This is a genomic window from Pseudomonas sp. LBUM1641, assembly GCF_059716235.1.
The window spans coordinates 5,553,045-5,574,729 of the sequence record NZ_CP166815.1 but is presented as its reverse complement, the minus strand read 5'-3'; the positions used below and the strand labels follow the sequence as shown (position 1 = coordinate 5,574,729).

Sequence of the window (21,685 nt, the reverse complement as noted above, 5' to 3'; positions counted from 1 at the left end):
AAATAGCCGCCATCATGTCATTGCGACACTTATATCTCCAGCAACTTGACGCTAATTCGACGGCGGTCGCCCGTCTGTCTGCGAACGCGGGATCAAGCTTAAAACTCATCAGTCATTTTCGGGTTTTCAGGTCTGAATGAGTGCGCTAAAAACCGCCAAAGTCGTTGAAATCAAGAGGATTGTCGGACAATTTGTCGCATGAAAAACTCTTCATAATTTGCCCGCTCGAAGATTGGTAGCTTCCTCGTGCTGCCCAATAATTCGAGTTCTAATAATGAATAAAAAACTCTGCAAGAGCGCTTTGGCGCTGTCGATTTCGCTCGCCTCCACGTCCCTGTTTGCAGGTGGTTTCGCCCTCAATGAACAAAGCATCAGTTCAATGGGTACAGGCTACGCCGGGCGTTCCTCCTCCGCCGATGACGCCAGCACGGTGTTCGGCAACCCGGCTGGCATGTCCCGCCTCAAGCAGAATGAAGTGAGCATCGGGGCGACGTACCTGGATGCGAGTTCGAATATCAAGAACGCCAGCTCCTCGCAATTCGGTGCCAATAACCCGGGCACCGACAAGGGCGACATGGTGCCGGGCATTGCCGTGCCGATGGGCTACCTGGTGACGCCGATTGATGAACACTGGGCGTTCGGCCTGGGGATCTATGCACCGTTCGGCCTGGAAACCGACTATGAGCGCAGCTTTCAGGGCAATGGCTTTGGCAATAAAAGCCAGATCAAGGTCATTACCGTCCAACCGACGGTCAGTTATGCCTTCAACGACAAGGTCTCGGTGGGTTTTGGTCCCACCTTCAACCGGATTTCGGGTGAACTGGATTCCAACGTGCCGCTCGGGGGTGGCGCCGGCGAGAAGGTCAAGGTCAAGGGCGACGACACCGCCACCGGTTTCAATGCCGGTATTCTGGTACAGCCGCTGGAAAGCACGCGCATCGGCCTGACTTATCACTCGCAGGTGGTCTACCACCTCAACGGCAAGACCAACGCTTCCGGCCTGATTTCCGATGCCTTTGATGGCGGCCCGCAACGCTATGACGCCAGCCTCAATGTCACCACACCCTCGTCGGTGGACTTCTCGGTTACCCATCAACTGAACGATGACTGGACCTTGTACCTGGGCAGCACTTACACGCGCTGGAGCCAGTTGAAGAAGATCACCATCAACAACGACGGTGTGTCAGCCTTGGCCGCCCAGTTCGGCGGCTTGAACGCGATCACCGAACAGCAGAACTGGCATGACACCTGGTCCCACGCCATTGGCGCGGCGTACCGGGTAAACAAACAACTGGTGCTGCGTACCGGGTTCTCGGTGGATCAGACGCCAACCAACAACACCGACCGTTCCGTGCGGATTCCGACGGGTGACCGTACTGTGTTCAGCCTCGGTGCCGGGTGGACGCCAATCGAAAACGTAACGTTTGACGTGGCCTATTCCTACCTCAAGGAAGAACCGATCAAGGTGCGCCAGAGCCAGCCCGCCTTGGGCCTGACCTACGACGCCAAGTATGAAAACAGCGCCAACGGTTTTGGTGGTTCGGTGACTTACCGCTTCTGATGCGCCGAAACAGGGCAAAGAGTCATTTTTCTGACATGGCTCTTTGCTAGCAATTGTATCAATCGTGCTACCAAACCCTGCCTGTCTTGGTTAAATTAGGCGTAATTCAGCTCAAGACAGGGATCGTCATGACTACGCTTTCGCCGATCAGCTCCGCCATTCCCCTTATCAATCGACCCGCCGTTGCGCCGCCAGCGACGCTGACGCCAGAAACGGACGCCACTGCCGTGCGTCCTTCCTCGGTGGTCAGCCTTGGCAATGTCACGGTGGAGGTTCAAGCCGACACCTATTCCCGTAACGGCCAATTGCCCGGCCATGGGTCGATCAACGCCTGGGAAAGTGACAGCTACTATGCGGTGACTAAAGCGATCAACACGAATTTCTATGCGCTGCCCAGAGGCACGGGCTTCAGCGGCCTGGGCGCTACCCTGATCGAGCAATTTGCGAAGAGCGGTACCGACATTTCCCAGTCGGCGCTGAGCACCACTTCGTCCAAGACCCAAAGCCCCGACGAGCTCAAGATTCAACAGGCGCTGCTCCACAGCAAGGCAGACAACCTGGTCAGCCTCACCGTCAAGACGGCCAGCGGCAAGACCGTCACCTTCAGCCTGGCCAGCCAGTCCGGTGGCCTGGCCGCGCAGGCCAAGGTGGACGGCGGCACCCTCAGCGCCGCCGAGCTCAAGGAAGTCGCCAAGTTGGGCGAAGCCTTCCAGGGGGCTATCGACGGCCTGGCCGCCCAGCCGCCGAAACTCGAGCTGAGCAAGCTGACGCAGTTTGATTCCAGTGTGTTGTCCTCGGTGGACCTCAGCGGCAAATTGAAAGTACGCAATGCTGAGGACCTCACCCTTGCATTCCATGCGGACAGCCAGAGCCGTACGACGCGGATGAGTGGCCCGACGGGGGAGGTGAATCTTTCGGTCGACCTGAAAAACGCCGGCATTATCGGTAACGCCAAGCAACAGGCCATCGCGCTGAAAAGCTACCTGGCCCAGTTCGACAAGGCCCAGGCGCGGGGCAAAGCCGACGCTGACCTGATGGCGATGTTCAAGGACGCGTTTACCGCCATGAACAGCAACTACCCACAGGGCATCAAGGCACCGCAGCCACTGACCCGGAGTGCGGCGGATCAAGGCCTGCTCACCGGTCTCGCAGATTTCAAGGCCTCCATCCGCCAGACGGCCACGTTCCCGAACCCGTCCCGTCTTATGGAAACCGACACGTTTGCCTATGAGGTGTCCCAGAAGACCCGCGTCGGCGGCAATGACCTCTCGAATCGCACGGTCGACCAGGTCCAGCAATCAACTCTCAAAGCCAGTTTTCATTTGGCGCTCAATGGCGGTAAGCCACCGTCTTTCTATACCCAGCGCGAGTCGCAGAACTACCTCTATGTGCAGGTCGACGACAAGGCCCGCAGCTCGGCGAATATCACCTACAAGGACGGCTTCCTGACCAACGCCTCCGTGGACCAGAGCGCCAGCCAGAACACCCGCACCCAGCGCTATGAGATGGGGATATTGGTTAAAGACAGCGTGGCGCCGAACCAGGCCAGCAGCCATCGCGACTACCTGGTGTTGCTGGAGTACGCGGCGCGGGAAGGCAAGAAGGCCCAGGGCGCTGATGAAACCATCCTGAAGGATGCGCTGGCGAACATGCATCAGTGGGTGTTGCTCCAAGACGATCCAACCGTTTTGCCCCGTTAAACCAATCGTTGTAAAAAAGGGAAACCCCTGCTTGGGTTTCCCTTTTTTTATGCCTCGCCGAATCCCAGATTAGGCTTTTGAAACCATTCGATATTCTGTAGCCTTGCGCAGCTTCACCGTGCTTGATGAACACAATCACTTCGTCCGGCGGCGCCCGAAGGGCTCCAGAGCCGGTGGTACACTCGACTTTCGCGCAACTGCGCCTGCAGGTCTTGCGAACATGACGCAAATTTCCGAACGCCTTCTGGTCCAAGCCCACCTCGACGCCAAGCAGCCCAAGGTGCTGAGCGCCGAAGAAGAGGCGGGCTACCGTGCCGCCATCGCCGCCGAGCTCAAGGCTCAGGACGCGGTGCTGGTGGCGCACTTCTACTGCGATCCGGTGATTCAGGCCCTGGCCGAAGAAACCGGTGGCTGTGTCTCCGACTCCCTGGAAATGGCCCGCTTCGGCGCGGCGCACCCGGCCAAGACCGTATTGGTGGCGGGCGTGCGATTCATGGGCGAGACGGCCAAGATCCTCACGCCTGAAAAACGCATCCTGATGCCAACCCTGGAAGCCACGTGCTCCCTGGACCTTGGCTGCCCGGTGGATGAGTTTTCGGCGTTCTGTGATCAGCACCCTGAGCGCACTGTGGTGGTTTATGCCAACACGTCGGCAGCGGTGAAAGCCCGGGCTGATTGGGTAGTGACTTCCAGCTGTGCGCTGGAGATCGTCGAGAGTTTGATGGACAACGGTGAGACGATTATCTGGGGGCCGGATAAGCATCTGGGTACCTATATCCAGCGTCAGACGGGGGCGGACATGCTGCTGTGGGACGGTGCTTGCATCGTGCACGAGGAGTTCAAGTCCAAGCAGCTGGAGGACATGAAGGCGTTGTACCCGGACGCAGCGATTCTGGTGCACCCGGAGTCGCCCACTTCGGTGATTGAGTTGGCGGATGCGGTGGGGTCGACGAGCCAGTTGATCGCGGCGGCGCAGCGGTTGCCGAACAAGACGTTTATCGTGGCTACTGATCGGGGCATCTTCTACAAGATGCAGCAGTTGTGCCCGGATAAGGTGTTTGTCGAGGCGCCGACGGCCGGGAATGGGGCGGCGTGTCGCAGTTGTGCGCATTGTCCTTGGATGGCGATGAATACCCTGGAGCGCACGCTGCAGTGTTTGCGTGAGGGGAGTAATGAGATTTTTGTTGAGCCTTCGGTGATTCCGCAGGCGGTTAGGCCGCTGAAGCGGATGTTGGATTTTACTCAGGCGGCTCGGTTGAGGTTGGCGGGGAATGCCTGATTTTCGGTGGGTTGGTTTGTGTACATGTCCGTTGCTGCGGTAACGGCGGCTTAGGGTTCCGCTCTTACAGCGGGTCACTTTTGGCAAACGCCCGGAATGCCGGCCCAGCCAAAAGTAACCAAAAGGTCTTTGCCCCACCACTCGGTGCCTCGCCTAGGCTCGGCATGCCCGCACTCCGGCCCGGTTCTGCGGGCCGCCGCGACGGGCCATCCATGGCCCGGCGCGGCTAAATCGGCTTCCCTGCCGATTTACCCGCTCCACCGTGCCTGCTTGCGGCCATCGTGGTTAATGGGGCCCGCAGATCAAAATCAAAAGCAGAGCACAGCGGCCTACAGGCCGGCTTGAGTGTGGTGAAGCAGAGGCAAGATCCAGAGCGAAAGCAGAGCTGCTTTTCTGTGGGAGCGGGCTTGCTCGCGAAAAACCTGAGAACGCCGCGTTGAATCAGGATGCCATCGTCATCGTTAACGACCTTCGCGAGCAAGCCCGCTCCCACATTTGGACCGTGCCCGCTTTAGCTTCTGATTTTGCTGTTGCTGTTGCTTCACCACACTCAAGCCGGCCGGTAGGCCGCTGTGCCCTTGATCTGCTTTTGATCTTGATCTTAGGCGCCCCGTTAAACCACGCTGGCCGAACGTAGGCAGTACGGAGCGGGTAAACCGGCAGGACGCCGGTTTAGCCGCGACGGGGCAGGGACGCCCCGTCGCGGCGGCCCGCTTCGTGCTGCCGGAGTGCGGGCACACCGAGCCTAAGCGAGGTGCCGAGTGGTGGGGCAAGAGCGTTTTGCTTACTTTTGCGCTTTTCAAAAGTGAGCCGCTGTAAGAGCGGAACCCTAAGCGGCCATAACCGCAGCAACGGATATGCCCCCAATCTAAAAACCTACTTCTTTTTCTTCGGCACCCGCACCAACCGCGTGTCCGAATAAATGTCGTGCCACCCGCGTTTCTGCTTGTCGAACAACGACCAGATAAACCCAAGCCCCAGGCACAACCACGAAGCAATCGACACCACAAACCGCAACAACGCCTGCCACAGACTGATCCGCGACCCATCAGCGTTCTGCACCCGCACCCCCCAAACCTGCATCCCCAGGGTCTGCCCCGAATGCGTCCAGAACTTGGCAAAAAAACCAAACAACACAAAAAACAAAATCGTCGACAACAACGGGTCACCATCCAGCGCGCCAGACTCGGAAAGCGCCCGCAACTTGGCCTCCCCGACAAACCCCATCCACACCAGCTTGTAGATAAAGGCCGTGACGATCAGCAAGGCAGTGCACAACAAAAAGTCATAGAACATCGCTGCCAGACGACGGCCCAGGCCTACGGCGGGAAACTCGCCTTGGGGGCTCAGCAGGTGTTTCGACATGACATGGCTCTCAGCAGGAAAAAAGCCATTTTACGGAAGAACGCCAATAAAAAAGCCCCTGATGTCATATCAGAGGCTTTTTGTCGCAGAAAGGATCAGCCTTCTGCTTGTACTTCGTCGGCTTGCATGCCTTTTTGGCCTTGCACCGCGATGAAGGTCACTTTCTGGCCTTCTTTCAGGCTTTTGAAGCCGTTGCCCTGAATAGCGCGGAAGTGGACGAACAGATCCGGACCGCTTTCTGGAGTGATAAAACCAAACCCTTTCTCGTCGTTAAACCACTTGACGGTACCGCTCTGACGTTCAGCCATTTTCTTATTTCCTTGACGCTAAAAATTAATGACAGCCCCTTTCAGATGAAAGAGTACTGGGCTGGGTTGCAGGAAAGTAAGAGACGTCGAACGGGTTGTAGCAAACTTTGGCTACTGCCCAGGTCCAGGTTCAAAGCGACCCATGCAAACACAGTGGGCAAACTCTACGCCAACTAAGACAGAAAAAACAAGCCCCGGAAAAAGCCCAGGTTTTGCTCGGCTTCATTACAGTTGTGCCCACAATGTGGAACGTCTTTATTCGATAGAATTCGTCACTTGTTATAGGTGGCGGAACATAACATTGACTATCGACAGTGCACTTTAATGTGGCGGTTGCGTTACAGATTAGTGCACGTTAACGCAACCGCGTTACTTATAGGAACAGTCAATCAACCACGGTAGTAACGTTGTGGCACGAATGGCATTTTACTTACACGTAGTGGCACCTTTTTCCCGCGTACCAATGCAGATACTTCGGTATCCAGTGCGATGAATGCGCTGTCCAGGTAACCCATGGCCAGCGGGCCACCCAGGCTCGGGCCAAAACCGCCGCTGCAGACGCTGCCGATCACGGTGCCGTGTTCGTCGACGATCTCTGCACCTTCACGCACCGGGGTCCGCTCCTGTGGCAACAGGCCCACGCGTTTGCGGCTTACACCGGTTTGTTGCTGGGTGAAGATTGCGTCGGCACCCGGGAAGCCGCCGGCACGCGCGCCATCAGCGCGACGGGCCTTGGAGATCGCCCACAACAGGCTGGCTTCAATCGGTGTGGTCTCGGTGTTCATGTCATGGCCGTAGAGGCACAGGCCGGCTTCCAGGCGCAGGGAGTCGCGGGCGCCGAGGCCGATGGCCTGCACTTCGGTTTCGGCCAGCAGGCTGCGAGCCAGGGCTTCGGCGCTGGCTGCCGGCACCGAGATTTCGAAGCCGTCTTCGCCGGTGTAGCCCGAGCGGCTGACGTAGCAGTCCACGCCCAGCAGGCGGGTCGGTGCGAATTGCATGAAGGTCATGTGCTTGACCTCTGGCGCCAGGCGCGCGAGTACGCTGACAGCGGCCGGGCCTTGCAGGGCCAGCAGGGCGCGTTCCTCGAAAAGTGGTTCGATGGTGCACTGGTCACCGATGTGCTGGCGCAGGTGGGCCAGGTCCTGGTCCTTGCAGGCAGCGTTCACCACCAGGAACAGTTCGTCGTTACCCAGGTTGGCAACCATCAGGTCATCCAGGATGCCGCCTTGCTCGTTGGTGAACATCGCGTAGCGCTGCATGCCCACCGGCAGGTCGATGATGTCCACCGGTACCAGGGTTTCCAGGGCCTTGGCGGCACCGGCGCCGGTCAGGCGGATCTGGCCCATGTGCGACACATCGAACAACCCGGCCTGTTCACGGGTGTGCAGGTGTTCTTTCATTACGCCCAGCGGGTATTGCACCGGCATGTCGTAGCCGGCGAAGGGCACCATGCGTGCGCCCAGTTCGAGGTGCAGGGCGTGCAACGGGGTTTTCAACAGGGTTTCGGTGGACATATTCAGCTCCTGAAAAACGTGCGGACGCGCTGGTGGGCGTCAGCACTCGATAATGTTGACCGCCAAACCGCCACGGGCGGTTTCCTTGTATTTGCTTTTCATATCGGCGCCGGTCTGGCGCATGGTGCGGATGACCTTGTCGAGGGAGACGAAGTGTTGCCCGTCGCCGCGCAGGGCCATGCGCACCGCATTGATGGCCTTGACCGAACCCATGGCGTTGCGCTCGATGCAGGGCACCTGTACCAAGCCGCCGATGGGGTCGCAGGTCAGGCCGAGGTTGTGTTCCATGCCGATCTCGGCGGCGTTTTCTACCTGGGAAACCGTACCGCCCAACACTTCGCACAGGGCGCCGGCGGCCATGGAACAGGCCACGCCGACTTCCCCCTGGCAGCCGACTTCGGCGCCGGAGTTCGAGGCGTTTTCCTTGTACAGAATGCCGATGGCCGCGGCGGTGAGCAGGAAACGCACCACGCCGTCTTCACTGGCCCCCGGGATAAAGCGCATGTAGTAGTGCAACACCGCCGGCACAATCCCGGCTGCACCATTGGTGGGCGCAGTTACCACGCGCCCGCCGTTGGCGTTTTCTTCGTTGACCGCCAAGGCGTACAGGTTGACCCAGTCCAGCACCGACAACGGATCACGCAGCGCCGATTCCGGGTGCTTGCACAGTTGGCGATGCAACGCGGCGGCGCGTCGCTTGACCTTCAGGCCTCCCGGCAAAATCCCTTCGTTGCGACAGCCCGCGTCTACGCAATCCTGCATCACCTGCCAGATTTTCAGCAGGCCGGCGCGGGTTTCCGCTTCCGGGCGCCAGGCGCTTTCATTGGTCAGCATCACCTGGCTGATGGACAGCCCATAGGTGGCGCAATGGCCGAGCAAGTCCTTGGCACTTTTGAACGGGAAGGTCAGGGGCGTGGCGTCTTCGACGATGCGGTCGTGGCCGGCGGCGTCTTCATCCACCACAAACCCGCCGCCCACCGAGTAGTACTCGCGGCTGCGAATCTGCAGGCCGGCGGCATCGAAAGCGCGGAAGATCATGCCGTTGGGATGATAGGGCAGGGGTTTGCGAATCATCGCCAGGTGTTCTTTCTCGTTGAACGCAATGCTGTGTTCGCCGAGCAGGTTCAAGCGTGCGTTGCCGCGAATTTCCGACAAGCGTGCGGCGACGGTTTCAGTGTTCACGGTGTCCGGGTGTTCGCCTTCCAGGCCCAGCAATACGGCCTTGTCACTGCCGTGGCCTTTACCGGTGGCGCCGAGGGAACCGTAGAGCTCCACCTTGACGCAGGTGGTGGTGGCTAACAGGTTATCGCGCTTCAGGCCTTCGACGAATCGAGCGGCAGCGCGCATCGGGCCGACGGTGTGGGAGCTGGAGGGGCCGATGCCAATCTTGAACAGGTCGAACACGCTTAAAGACATGGTTGTTCTCCGGTTTCTTGTTATTGGATACCGCTTTTCTGTAGGAGCGAGCTTGCTCGCGAAGAACCGATAGACACCGCGTTCATTCAGGATGATTGCGGTGCTCTCAGGTCTTTCGCGAGCAAGCTCGCTCCTACAGATTCACGGTCAGGCGTAGCTCTCGATCGACGGGCACGCACACACCAAATTGCGATCGCCAAACACGTTGTCGACCCGGCCAACCGGCGGCCAGTACTTGGCTTCGATCAACGATGCCACCGGGTACACCGCTTGCTCGCGGCTATATGGGTGGCTCCATTCGCCAACCAGTTCCGCGGCAGTGTGTGGTGCGTTCTTCAGCGGGTTGTCGTCCTTGTCCAGCGAGCCGTTTTCCACCGCGCGAATCTCTTCGCGGATGGCGATCATCGCGTCGCAGAAGCGGTCCAGTTCTTCCCTGGATTCGCTTTCGGTCGGCTCGATCATCAGGGTGCCAGCCACCGGGAACGACATGGTCGGGGCGTGGAAACCAAAGTCGATCAGGCGCTTGGCCACGTCATCCACGCTGATGCCGCTGCTGTCTTTCAACGGGCGCAGGTCGAGGATGCATTCGTGGGCCACCAGGCCATTGCTGCCGGTGTACAGCACGGGGTAGTGCTCTTCCAGGCGACGGGAAATGTAGTTGGCATTCAGGATCGCCAACTGCGAAGCGCGCTTGAGGCCTGCGCCGCCCATCATGCTGATGTACATCCAGGTGATCGGCAGGATGCTCGCGCTGCCGAAAGGTGCGGCGCAGACCGCGCCTTCCTTGCGTTCCATCGCGGCATGGCCGGGCAGGAACGGCGTCAGGTGGGATTTGACGCCAATCGGGCCAACGCCCGGGCCGCCACCACCGTGGGGAATGCAGAAGGTCTTGTGCAGGTTCAGGTGGGACACGTCGCCGCCGAACTTGCCCGGCGCGCAGAGGCCGACCATCGCGTTCATGTTGGCGCCGTCGATGTACACCTGGCCGCCGTTGTCGTGAATGATCCCGCAGATTTCGCGGATGCCTTCTTCGAACACGCCGTGGGTGGACGGGTAGGTAATCATCAGCGCAGCGAGGTGTTCGCGGTGCTCGATAGCCTTGGCGCGCAGGTCTTCGATGTCGACGTTACCGCGTGCATCGCAAGCGGTGACCACTACGCGCATGCCGGCCATGTTGGCGGTGGCCGGGTTGGTGCCGTGGGCCGACGACGGGATCAGGCAGATGTCGCGGCGCTCTTCGCCACGGCTCTGGTGATAAGCACGGATGGCCAGCAGGCCGGCGTACTCGCCCTGGGAACCGGCGTTCGGTTGCAGGGAGATCGCGTCGTAACCGGTGGCCGCGCAGAGCATGGCTTCCAGTTCGGTGGTCAGTTGCTGGTAGCCGGCGCTTTGCGAGGCTGGGGCGAACGGGTGCAGGGCACCGAACTCGGCCCAGGTCACCGGGATCATTTCGCTGGCGGCGTTGAGCTTCATGGTGCACGAGCCCAGCGGGATCATAGTGCGATCCAGGGCCAGGTCCTTGTCGGCCAGCTTGCGCAGGTAGCGCATCAGCTCGGTTTCGGAGTGATAACGGTTGAACACCGGGTGGCTGAGGATCGGCGACTGGCGCAGCAGCGCGGCCGGCAAGGTGCTTTCAACGCTGGCAGCCAATGCGGCGAAGTCTGGCAGGGCTTTGCCGCCGGCGAACACGCTCCACAGGGTTTCGATATCGGCTTGGGAGGTCGTTTCGTCCACCGACAGGCCAAGGCGCTCGGCATCGACCACACGCAGGTTAATGCGCTGGGCGCGGGCCTTGTCGTGCAGGGCGGCGGTTTGCGCGCCGGTCTTGATGGTCAGGGTGTCGAAGAAGTTGGCTTGTTCAACCGCCAGGCCCAATGCGCTCAAGCCTTTGGCGAAGATCGCGGTCAGGTGATGGATGCGGTTGGCAATCTGGGTCAGGCCTTTCGGGCCGTGGTACACGGCGTACATGCTGGCAATATTGGCCAACAGCACTTGGGCGGTGCAGATGTTGCTGGTGGCCTTCTCGCGGCGGATATGTTGCTCGCGGGTCTGCATGGCCAGGCGCAGGGCCGGCTTGCCGAAACGGTCCACGGACACACCGACCAGACGGCCCGGCATGTCGCGCTTGAACGCATCCTTGGTTGAGAAGTACGCCGCGTGCGGGCCACCGAAGCCCAGCGGCACGCCGAAGCGTTGTGCACTGCCGATGGCCACGTCGGCGCCGAATTCGCCCGGCGGGGTCAGCAGCGTCAGGGCCAGCAGGTCGGCGGCCACGGCCACCAGCGCATTGGCGGCGTGGAAGCGCTCGGTCAGTTCGCGGTAGTCGAACACGTCACCGTTGCTCGCCGGGTATTGCAGCAATGCGCCGAAGAAGGCGCTGACGTCGGTCAGTTCACGCTCGTCGCCCACGACTACGTCGATGCCCAGCGGCTCGGCACGGGTGCGCAGTACGTCGAGGGTTTGCGGGTGGCTGTGCACGGAGGCGAAGAACGCGTTGCTGCCTTTGTTCTTGCTCAGGCGTTTGCAGAAGGTCATGGCTTCGGCAGCGGCGGTGGCTTCATCCAGCAGCGAGGCGTTAGCGATCGGCAGGCCGGTGAGGTCGCTGATCAGCGTCTGGAAGTTCAGCAGCGATTCCAGGCGGCCTTGGGAAATTTCAGGCTGATACGGCGTGTAGGCGGTGTACCAGGCCGGGTTTTCCAGCAGGTTGCGCAGGATCGGCGACGGCGTGTGGCAGTTGTAGTAGCCCTGGCCGATGTAGGTCTTGAACAGCTCGTTCTTGGCGGCAATCGCCTTGATCGAAGCCAGTGCGTCGGCCTCGCTCAGGCCGTCGCTCAGGCCCAGTACGGCGGTGCCCTTGATGCTCTCCGGGATCACGCTGGCGCTCAGGGCTTCCAGCGAATCAAAGCCCAGTGTGGCGAGCATGTGTTGCTCGTCGTCCTGGCGCGGGCCGATGTGGCGGGCGATGAATTCGTTGGCGGTGGTCAGATTAGTCATGGCGCGCTCCTCAGGCTTCAGCGTTGGCTTTGATCAGGCGGTCGTACGCATCCTGATCCAACAGCTTAGCTACTGCATCGGCATCAGCCGGTTTAAAGCGGAAGAACCAGCCTTCGCCCATCGGGTCTTCGTTGACCAGTTCGGGGCTGCCGTCCAGCTTGTCGTTCACTTCGAGGACTTCGCCGTCCAGCGGCATGTACACGCCGCTGGCTGCCTTGACCGATTCAACGGTGGAGGCTTCTGCGCCCTTGTCGTAGGACTGCAGTTCAGGCAGTTGCACGAAAACCACATCACCCAGCGCGTTCTGCGCAAAAGCGGTAATGCCCACGGTAACGCTGCCGTCGGCTTCGGCGCGCAGCCATTCGTGATCTTCAGTAAAGCGCAACTCGCTCATGGAAACTCCTCAGGGCCAGATTCGTCTGGTGGACGGGATTGGAATAATGGGGAGTTGCTTAGCAAAATCGCGGCCAATGTTTTTTTATCTTTATAAAACAATTGGTTACTGATTATGGTGCGTGATGTTCGAACGTTGGCTGTAGCGATATCGCTACAGCTGGACCGTTGAAAAAAAGCCTATGAGGATCAAAGCCTTGCATGGCGACGGCTGAGGCGGTGTGTATCGATATCGTTCCGCTGTAGCGCTTTCAGTACAGGTAGGTGTCGCTTTTAGCTGCAACACCCTTGTAGGAGCGAGCTTGCTCGCGAAGGTCGCTAACGATGACGCGGGAAGCCTGAATGAGCGCGGTGTGCTTGAGTTTTTCGCGAGCAAGCTCGCTCCTACAGCGGTCAGGGCTTGTTGGGAATGCCGTACTTGCGCAAGCGGTGGGCAATGGCGGTGTGGGAAGTTTGCAGGCGGCTGGCCAGCTGGCGAGTGGACGGATAGCTGACATACAGCTTCTCCAGCAACCCGCGCTCGAAGTCTTCCACCGCCTGCTCCAGGCTGTCGACTTCACCGTCGTTCTGGCGCGCGACCGAGGTGCCGGCAATGTCCAGGTCGCCAATGTCCACCAGGCTGCTTTCGCAAATGGCGGCGGCGCGGAAGATCACGTTCTGCAACTGCCGCACGTTGCCCGGCCAGCGGTTGCCCAGCAGCGCCGGATAGGTGCCCGGCGCCAGGCGGCAGACCGGGCGCTGGATCTGCGCGCAGGCCTGCTGCATGAAGTAGCGGGCCAGCAGCAGGATGTCCTGGCCACGCTCGCGCAGGGGCGGTACTTCGACGTTGAGCACATTGAGGCGGTAGAACAGGTCTTCGCGGAAGGTGCCTTCGCTGACCATTTTTTCCAGGTCGCGGTGGGTGGCGCTGAGGATCCGCACATTGACCTTCACCTCACGGTCGCCGCCTACCCGGCGGAAGCTGCCGTCGTTGAGAAACCGCAGCAACTTGGCCTGCAAGTACGGCGACATCTCGCCGATTTCGTCGAGGAACACCGTGCCCTGGTTCGCCAGTTCCATCAGCCCCGGCTTGCCGCCACGCTGGGCGCCGGTGAACGCGCCAGGTGCGTAGCCGAACAGCTCGCTCTCGGCCAGGTTTTCGGGCAGCGCCGCGCAGTTCAGGGCCAGGAACGGCGCACTGTGCCGCGCGCTGATGGCGTGGCAGGCGCGGGCGACCAGTTCCTTGCCGGTACCGGTCTCGCCCTGGATCAACAACGGTGCATCCAGCGCCGCCACCCGTTGCGCCCGTGCCTTGAGGGTGCGGATCGCCGGGGACTCGCCCAGCAGCGCGTCGAAACCTTCGGCATGGTCGTGGTGCAGCGCCGACAGTTGTTCGCCGATGCGGTTGGGTTGGTACAGGGTCAGCAGGGCGCCGGCGTCGGTGATCGGCGTGGCGTCCAGCAGCAGGGTCTGGCCGTTCACGTTGATTTCCCGCAGGGCCAGGCGAAAGCCGTGTTCGAGCAAGGTGGCCAGCAACTTTGGGTCGTCGAACAGTTCGTTGATGCTCTCGCCGGCGGGCTCGCGACCGTACAAGGCGATCAAGGCCGGGTTGGCCAGGAGGATCTTGCCGGCGCTGTCCAGGGCCAGTACCGGGTCGGTCATGGCGGCGAGCAGGGCGTCGAGTTGCAGGTGCTGGCGCTGGCCGGGGAGGATGTCGACCACGGTCACGGCTTGCACGCCGCGCACGCTGAACAGTGCATCGCGCAGTTCTTCCAGCACCTCGGCGCTCAGGGTCGGGGCGTCGATGTAGACGTTGGGCGGAACCATTTCCACCGCATCCAGGTTGAGATTGCGCCCACCGAGCAAGGCCAGGACTTCCTGGGTGATGCCGACGCGGTCGATGAAGCTGACGTGGATACGCATGGGGCGGTTAGCGGTTCTGGCGAGCGATAGGCGGCAAGTATGCCTTGGAGGAGGGGTCAGGTGAAATCTGTAGGAGCGAGCTTGCTCGCGAAAAACGCACAAGCACCGCGTTCATTCAGGATGCCAGCGTTATCGTTGGCGACCTTCGCGAGCAAGCTCGCTCCTACAGTGGGTTGTGGCCGCGGTTATTCGAGGTGTTCGGGTTTGACCGGATCCCCCGGCTTCACATCCAACTGGTGCCGCACATCTTCAAACATCAAATCGTACTGCTTGTGCATTTGCCCATTGAGCACGGCAACCTTCGGCATGCCGTACTTCTGCGCGATATTCATCGCGTGCCGGGCGAAGTCGAACGACTGGTCCTTGGGCAGGAAAAACTCTTCCTTGAGCTCCTTGTCCTGCACCGAGCCGTGCATTTTGAAGAGCATTCCTTTGCCTTCCTTTGGGTCCTGGCTGACTTCGTAGTCGATGCACAGGTTATAGCTGTAGTCATCCTTGTTCAGCGCGTGGCGTTCGATGTGCAGGTGACCAGGTTCAAAGGTAGCCATAGGCATTTCTCCTCTACTTCACAGGTAGGTGATTCCGGGTTTCGCCCTGCTGATTCGCGTGCCGGCAGTGCCCTGGACGATCGCTTCGATGTCCGAGAGTGAACCGATCACTGCGGTTTTGCCAGTCTGGCGGGCGAACTCGCAGGCGGCCTGGACCTTGGGCCCCATGGAGCCGGCGGCGAAGCCGAGCTTTTCGATTTCGTCCGGGTGCGCCTGGCCGATGGCTTTCTGCGTCGGTTTGCCGAAGTCGATAAACGCAGCATTGACGTCGGTGGCGATCACCAGCAAATCGGCGTCCAGTTGCCCGGCCAGCAACGAGGAGCACAGGTCTTTGTCGATCACGGCTTCAATGCCCTTGAGCTTGCCGTCTTCGCCATACATCGTCGGAATGCCGCCGCCACCGGCGCAGATCACGATGCTGCCTTTTTCCAGCAGCCACTGGATCGGGCGGATTTCAAAGATCCGCTTGGGCCGTGGGCTGGCGACCACGCGGCGATATTTGTCGCCATCGGGGGCAATCGCCCAGCCTTTTTCGGCGGCGAGTTTTTCCGCTTCGGCCTTGGAGTAGACCGGGCCGATCGGCTTGGTCGGGTTCTGGAAGGCCGGGTCCTTGGCGTCGACTTCAACCTGGGTCAACAGCGTGGCGAACGGCACTTCGAAGTCCAGCAGGTTGCCCAGTTCCTGTTCGATGATGTAGCCGATCATGCCTTCGGTTTCGGCGCCCAGCACATCCAGCGGGTACGGCGACACTTGGGTGTAAGCCGCCGCTTGCAGCGACAGCAGGCCCACTTGCGGGCCATTGCCGTGGGCAATCACCAGCTCGTTGCCGCTGTGGATCTTGGCGATCTGTTCGGTGGCGATGCGGATATTGGCCCGTTGATTGTCTGCGGTCATGGGTTCACCACGGCGCAGAAGGGCGTTGCCGCCCAGTGCAACGACGATACGCATAATTCAATCCTTCTAGAGCTCGCAATCCTTTGTAGGAGCGAGCTTGCTCGCGATGGAGGTCAACGATAACGCGTGCATCCTGAATGAACGCGGTGCCCTTGAGTTTTTCGCGAGCAAGCTCGCTCCTACAGTGTGATCGCAGCAGGGTTTAGATATCCGCCAACGCCGACACCAGGATCGCCTTGATGGTATGCATGCGGTTTTCCGCCTGCTCAAAGGCGATGTTGGCCGGGGACTCAAACACTTCTTCGGTTACTTCCACACCGTTGGCCAGGTTCGGATAACGCGCGGCGATGTCCTTGCCGACCTTGGTTTCGCTGTTGTGGAACGCCGGCAGGCAGTGCATGAATTTCACCCGTGGATTGCCCGAGGCCTTCATCATCTTGGCGTTGACCTGGTACGGCAGCAGTTGCTCGATGCGCTCGTCCCACGCTTCCACCGGTTCGCCCATGGACACCCAGATATCGGTGTGGATGAAGTCGACGCCTTTCACCGCCTCTTTCGGGTCTTCGGTGATGGTGATGCGCGCGCCACTTTCTTCGGCGAATGCCTGGCACTGCTTGATGAAGTCAGCATGTGGCCACAGGGCTTTCGGCGCGCCGATGCGTACGTCCATGCCCAGCTTGGCGCCGATCATCAGCAGCGAGTTGCCCATGTTGTAGCGGGCGTCGCCCAGGTAGGCGTAGCTGATGTCATGCAGCGGCTTGTCGCTGTGCTCGCGCATGGTCAGGGTGTCGGCGATCATTTGGGTCGGGTGGAATTCGGCGGTCAGGCCGTTGAACACCGGCACCCCGGCGAACTTGGCCAGCTCTTCGACGATCTCCTGTTCAAAACCACGGTACTCAATGGCATCGAACATCCGGCCCAGGACGCGGGCCGTGTCTTTCATGCTTTCTTTGTGGCCGATCTGCGACGACACCGGGTCGATGTAGGTGACGTGGGCACCCTGGTCGTGGGCCGCGACTTCGAACGCGCAACGGGTGCGGGTCGAGGTTTTTTCGAAGATCAGCGCGATGTTTTTGCCCTTCAGGTGCGGACGCTCGGTGCCGGTGTATTTGGCGCGCTTGAGGTCGCGGGACAGGTCGAGCAGGTAGTGCAGTTCGCGGGTGGTGTGATGCATCAGCGACAGCAGGCTGCGGTTGCGCATGTTGAAAGCCATGATGGATCTCCTTAGTAGTCGATTGGGTCGCGAATGATCGGGCAGGTCATGCAGTGGCCGCCGCCACGGCCGCGGCCGAGTTCACCGGCGCTGATGGTGATGACTTCCACACCGGCCTTGCGCAGCAGGGTGTTGGTGTAGGTGTTGCGGTCATAGCCGATCACCACGCCAGGCTCCACGGCCACCACGTTGTTGCCGTCATCCCACTGCTCGCGCTCGGCGGCGAAGCTGTTGCCGCCGGTTTCCACTACACGCAGGGCCTTGAGGTTCAGGGCGGCGGCGACGGTGTCGAGGAAGTTGGTTTTTTCGCGCTGGATATCGATGCCGCCGGGCTTGGTCTCGTCCGGGCGCAGGGTGAAAGCGACGATCTGGTTAACCACTTCCGGGAAGATCGTGACCAGGTCGCGGTCGCAGAAGCTGAACACGGTGTCGAGGTGCATCGCCGCGCGGGATTTCGGCAGGCCGGCGACGATTACGCGTTCTACGGCTTTGTGCTTGAACAGGTTCAGGGCGAGTTGGCCGATGGCCTGGCGCGAGGAACGCTCGCCCATGCCGATCAACACCACGCCGTTACCGATCGGCATCACGTCGCCGCCTTCCAGGGTGGCGTTGCCGTGTTCCTGGTCCGGATCGCCGTACCACACCTGGAAGTCGGCGTTGGTGAACTCGGGGTGGAATTTGTAGATGGCGCTTGCCAGCAGGGTTTCCTGGCGTCGTGCCGGCCAGTACATCGGGTTCAGCGTCACGCCGCCGTATATCCAGCAGGTGGTGTCGCGGGTGAACTGGGTGTTGGGCAGCGGCGGCAGAATGAAACTGGAGTGGCCGAGGAAGTCGCGGAACATCTCGATGGTCTTGCCGCCGAAGCTGCTCGGCAGGTCATCGGCCGACACACCACCGATCAGGAACTCGGCGACCTTGCGCGGCTCCAGGCTGCGCAGCCACGAGCTGACTTCATTGACCAGCCCCAGGCCGACCTGGTTGGCGGTGATCTTGCGCGCCAGGATCCAGTCCAGCGCTTCGGGGATGGCGACGATGTCGGTCAGCAGGTTGTGCATTTCCAGCACATCGATGTCGCGTTCGCGCATCTTGGTCACGAAGTCGAAGTGGTCGCGCTTGGCCTGGGCCACCCACAACACGTCATCGAACAGCAGTTCATCGCAGTTGTTGGGGGTCAGCCGCTGATGGGCCAAACCTGGGGAGCACACCATGACTTTGCGCAGTTTGCCGGCTTCGGAATGTACGCCGTACTTCACTTTTTCCGTGGTCATTACAGATCCTCCAGTGAACAATAATTACAGGGTCAGGAAACCGTCGTAGAGCCCATAGGCCGCCACCAGGGCGCCAATGACTACTGCGGCGAAAATCAGCTTCTCGACATTGGTGAAAATCGGTTTGCCCAGTTCGTGCTTGGCCTTGGCGAACAGGATCGCGCCAGGTGCATAGAGCAGGGCGGAGAGCAGCAGGTATTTGGTGCCGCCGGCGTAGAGCAGCCACACCGCGTAGATCAGTGCGATCGCGCCGATGAACAGGTCTTTCTTGCGTTCGGCCAGGGCGTTTTCGTAGGTCTCGCCGCGCACCGCCAGCAGCAGCGCATAGGCCGCCGACCACAGGTAAGGCACCAGGATCATCGAGGTGGCGAGATAGATCAGCGACAGGTAAGTACTGGCGGAAAACAGCGTGATCACCAGGAAGATCTGCACCATGGCGTTGGTCAGCCACAGGGCGTTGACCGGCACGTGGTTGGCGTTTTCCTTACGCAGGAACTCCGGCATGGTGTGGTCCTTGGCGGCGGCGAACATGATCTCCGCACACAGCAGCACCCACGACAGCAGCGCTCCGAGCAAGGAAATGATCAAGCCGACGCTGATCAGCACCGCGCCCCAGTGACCCACCACATGTTCCAGCACGGCGGCCATCGAAGGGTTCTGCAGCTTGGCCAGTTCCGGTTGGGTCATGATGCCCAGGGACAGCACGTTCACCAGCATCAGGAACAGCAGCACGGTGATAAAACCAATCACGGTGGCCTTGCCGACGTCGGAGCGTTTTTCGGCACGGGACGAGAAGATGCTTGCGCCTTCGATGCCGATGAACACCCAGACGGTGACCAGCATCATGTTGCGCACCTGGTTCATCACGCTGCCCAGGTCCGGGTTTTTCACGCCCCAGATGTCAGCGGTGAAGATGTCCAGCTTGAACGCGAAGATAGCGATCAACACGAACAGCACCAGCGGCACCACCTTGGCGACGGTGGTCACCAGGTTGATGAACGCGGCTTCCTTGATGCCCCGCAGGACCAGGAAATGCACGGCCCACAGCAGCACCGACGCGCCGATCACCGCCGCCGGGGTGTTGCCTTCGCCGAAGATGGGGAAGAAGTAACCGAGGGTGCTGAACAGCAGCACGAAGTAACCGACGTTGCCCAGCCAGGCACTGATCCAGTAGCCCCAGGCAGACGAGAAACCCATGTAGTCGCCAAACCCGGCCTTGGCGTAGGCGTAGACCCCGCCGTCGAGGTTAGGCTTGCGGTTGGCCAGGGTCTGGAACACGAACGCCAGGGTCAACATGCCCACGGCGGTGATCACCCAACCAATCAGTACCGCGCCGACATCGGCGCTGGCCGCCATGTTTTGCGGCAGTGAGAAGATCCCGCCACCAATCATTGAACCCACGACAAGTGCAACCAGTGCGCCTAATCGAAGTTTTCCGGGAGATTCAGACATTGCATGACTCCAATGCAGGAGAAGAGAGACCACAGAATAAATCGGTGCGCTAATCAAACAGCTGACTCAGATCATTTTATTGGCACATTCCATTGTGAATTAATGACTTATGATGAAAGGTCCGGGCGCTCTTGCGCCACGCAGAGGCTCGTTGTAGAGCGCTTCTACGTTTCAAACAGCAGGTTTTCTCATTAGCGTGGACGTTTGAAGCTAGTTCTTTTTTTCAGATATGCAAACTTTTTGGAACGGGCTCGCGCAACGTTTCACTGTCGGGAAAGTTCAATAATTATTTAAATTATAAATTTACCCGAAGGTTATTTACTGTCATGCCTTTAAGTTATGAGGCATTAGGGTTTATTAGCTATATCTAATAAACGCTGCTGGCGTTACATAAATTAGTTGGGTGCACGCTTGTTGCCTCAACAGCTATTTATTTATTCAGGAATACCCATGTCCCAAGCGTCAGAAAAGCTGCGCCTCAATGCCTTGATCGCCCTGGTAGTGGGCTCGATGATCGGAGGCGGGATCTTCTCGTTGCCGCAGAACATGGCGGCGCGGGCTGAAGTGGGCGCGGTGTTGATTGGCTGGGGAATCACCGCGGTGGGCATGCTGACCCTGGCCTTCGTGTTCCAGACCTTGGCCAATCGCAAGCCTGAGCTGGATTCCGGGGTGTATGCCTACGCGAAGGCCGGGTTCGGCGACTACATGGGCTTTTCTTCGGCCTGGGGCTACTGGATCAGCGCCTGGATGGGCAACGTCGGTTACTTCGTGTTGCTGTTCAGCACCCTTGGCTACTTCTTCCCGGTGTTCGGCCAGGGCAATACCCCGGTGGCGATCGGCTGCGCCTCGGTGTTGCTGTGGGCCGTGCATTTTTTGGTGATGCGCGGGATCAAGGAGGCGGCGTTTATCAATCAGATCACCACCGTGGCCAAGATCGTGCCGTTGGTGATGTTTATCGTGATTGCCGCCGTGGCATTCAAGGCCGACATCTTTACCCGGGATATCTGGGGCCTGAGCAACCCGACGTTCGGCGGCGTGGTGGACCAGGTGCGCAACATGATGCTGGTCACGGTGTTTGTGTTTATCGGCATCGAGGGCGCCAGTGTCTACTCGGCGCGGGCCGAGAAGCGCTCGGATGTGGGGCGGGCCACGGTGATTGGCTTTCTTGGAGTGTTGGCGCTGCTGGTGTTGGTCAACCTGCTGTCCCTTGGGATCATGAGCCAGCCGGAACTTGCCAACCTGCAAAACCCGTCCCTGGCCGGGGTGCTGGAACATATCGTCGGCCCGTGGGGTGCGCTGTTGATCAGCATCGGGCTGGCGGTTTCGTTGCTGGGCGCGCTGCTGTCGTGGGCGTTGCTCTGCGCCGAAATTCTCTACGCCACCGCCCATGACAAAACCATGCCCGCATTCCTGAAAAAGGAAAACGTCAACCAGGTGCCGGTCAATGCGTTGTGGCTGACCAATGTAATGATCCAGCTGTTCCTGGTGATCACGCTGTTTTCGGAAAGCACCTACACCACCCTGATCTACCTGGCGTCGTCGATGATTTTAGTGCCCTACCTGTGGTCGGCGGCTTATGCGGTGCTGTTGAGCGGGCGCGGTGAAACCTACGAAGGCGCCCATGGCGAACGCATGAAGGACTTGCTGGTGAGCCTGATAGCTTTGGCTTATGCGGTGTGGCTGCTTTACGCCGCAGGCTTGAAGTATTTGCTGCTGTCGGCACTATTGTATGCGCCGGGGGTGATCCTGTTTGCGTTGGCCAAGCGCGAGCAGGGCCAGACCTTGTTTACCCACCTGGAAAAAGGCATTTTCGCCTGTGTGATCGCCGGGGCGAGCCTGGCGGCGTATGGGTTGTACAGCGGGGTGTTGTCGTTGTGA

General features: G+C 60.0%; 16 protein-coding genes. 4 read left to right on the top strand and 12 right to left on the bottom strand.

The features are described from left to right. Positions 1-274: 274 nt before the first annotated feature. The 3 genes from ACA046_RS25645 to nadA all read left to right on the top strand — a co-directional run bounded on the left by ACA046_RS25645 (position 275) and on the right by nadA (position 4,540). Positions 275-1,561: an OmpP1/FadL family transporter gene (locus tag ACA046_RS25645; RefSeq protein WP_258347389.1), complete on the top strand. Its 1,287-nt coding sequence runs from the start codon at positions 275-277 to the stop codon at positions 1,559-1,561. Between the two features lie 128 nt (positions 1,562-1,689). Beyond that, positions 1,690-3,261 (top strand): lactate dehydrogenase, encoded by a 1,572-nt coding sequence (locus ACA046_RS25640; RefSeq protein WP_497675229.1) that lies wholly within the window; start codon positions 1,690-1,692, stop codon positions 3,259-3,261. A gap of 220 nt (positions 3,262-3,481) precedes the next feature. Beyond that, positions 3,482-4,540, top strand: a complete 1,059-nt coding sequence (gene nadA / locus ACA046_RS25635; protein ID WP_003209852.1) for a quinolinate synthase NadA — start codon at positions 3,482-3,484, stop codon at positions 4,538-4,540. A gap of 876 nt (positions 4,541-5,416) precedes the next feature. Here the strand turns inward: nadA and ACA046_RS25630 are convergent. The 12 genes from ACA046_RS25630 to arcD (ACA046_RS25575) form a co-directional block, all read right to left on the bottom strand. After that, positions 5,417-5,905, bottom strand: coding sequence for an RDD family protein (locus ACA046_RS25630; protein ID WP_003220044.1), 489 nt, complete (start codon positions 5,903-5,905; stop codon positions 5,417-5,419). 95 nt (positions 5,906-6,000) lie between these two features. Then, the gene (locus tag ACA046_RS25625) at positions 6,001-6,213 is read right to left on the bottom strand and encodes a cold-shock protein (RefSeq protein ID WP_003316897.1); all 213 of its coding nucleotides are present in this window, start codon (positions 6,211-6,213) and stop codon (positions 6,001-6,003) included. A gap of 389 nt (positions 6,214-6,602) precedes the next feature. After that, entirely contained in the window at positions 6,603-7,727 is a 1,125-nt protein-coding gene (gene gcvT, locus ACA046_RS25620; protein ID WP_497675228.1) for a glycine cleavage system aminomethyltransferase GcvT, read from the bottom strand. A gap of 39 nt (positions 7,728-7,766) precedes the next feature. Beyond that, positions 7,767-9,143, bottom strand: coding sequence for an L-serine ammonia-lyase (locus ACA046_RS25615; RefSeq protein ID WP_497675227.1), 1,377 nt, complete (start codon positions 9,141-9,143; stop codon positions 7,767-7,769). 147 nt (positions 9,144-9,290) lie between these two features. After that, positions 9,291-12,137 (bottom strand): aminomethyl-transferring glycine dehydrogenase, encoded by a 2,847-nt coding sequence (gcvP, locus tag ACA046_RS25610; protein WP_497675226.1) that lies wholly within the window; start codon positions 12,135-12,137, stop codon positions 9,291-9,293. Between the two features lie 10 nt (positions 12,138-12,147). Continuing rightward, complete coding sequence (gene gcvH, locus ACA046_RS25605) at positions 12,148-12,531, bottom strand: glycine cleavage system protein GcvH (protein ID WP_003220049.1); 384 nt, start codon at positions 12,529-12,531, stop codon at positions 12,148-12,150. Positions 12,532-12,923: 392 nt separating this feature from the next. Further along, on the bottom strand, positions 12,924-14,432 hold the full coding sequence (gene gcsR, locus ACA046_RS25600) for a transcriptional regulator GcsR (RefSeq protein WP_076015351.1): 1,509 nt from the start codon (positions 14,430-14,432) through the stop codon (positions 12,924-12,926). 185 nt (positions 14,433-14,617) lie between these two features. After that, entirely contained in the window at positions 14,618-14,980 is a 363-nt protein-coding gene (locus ACA046_RS25595; RefSeq protein WP_459023301.1) for a DUF5064 family protein, read from the bottom strand. A gap of 18 nt (positions 14,981-14,998) precedes the next feature. After that, positions 14,999-15,928 (bottom strand): carbamate kinase, encoded by a 930-nt coding sequence (gene arcC, locus ACA046_RS25590; protein WP_497675225.1) that lies wholly within the window; start codon positions 15,926-15,928, stop codon positions 14,999-15,001. Between the two features lie 148 nt (positions 15,929-16,076). Further along, positions 16,077-17,087, bottom strand: a complete 1,011-nt coding sequence (locus tag ACA046_RS25585) for an ornithine carbamoyltransferase (RefSeq protein ID WP_003220053.1) — start codon at positions 17,085-17,087, stop codon at positions 16,077-16,079. A gap of 11 nt (positions 17,088-17,098) precedes the next feature. Continuing rightward, on the bottom strand, positions 17,099-18,355 hold the full coding sequence (gene arcA / locus ACA046_RS25580) for an arginine deiminase (RefSeq protein WP_017475703.1): 1,257 nt from the start codon (positions 18,353-18,355) through the stop codon (positions 17,099-17,101). Between the two features lie 24 nt (positions 18,356-18,379). Further along, positions 18,380-19,807: an arginine-ornithine antiporter gene (gene arcD, locus ACA046_RS25575; RefSeq protein ID WP_459023296.1), complete on the bottom strand. Its 1,428-nt coding sequence runs from the start codon at positions 19,805-19,807 to the stop codon at positions 18,380-18,382. A 450-nt stretch (positions 19,808-20,257) separates the two neighbouring features. On the opposite strand from arcD (ACA046_RS25575), the gene arcD (ACA046_RS25570) reads away from it, so the two are divergent. After that, a complete protein-coding gene (gene arcD, locus ACA046_RS25570) occupies positions 20,258-21,685 on the top strand; it encodes an arginine-ornithine antiporter (RefSeq protein ID WP_497675224.1) in 1,428 nt (475 codons plus the stop codon).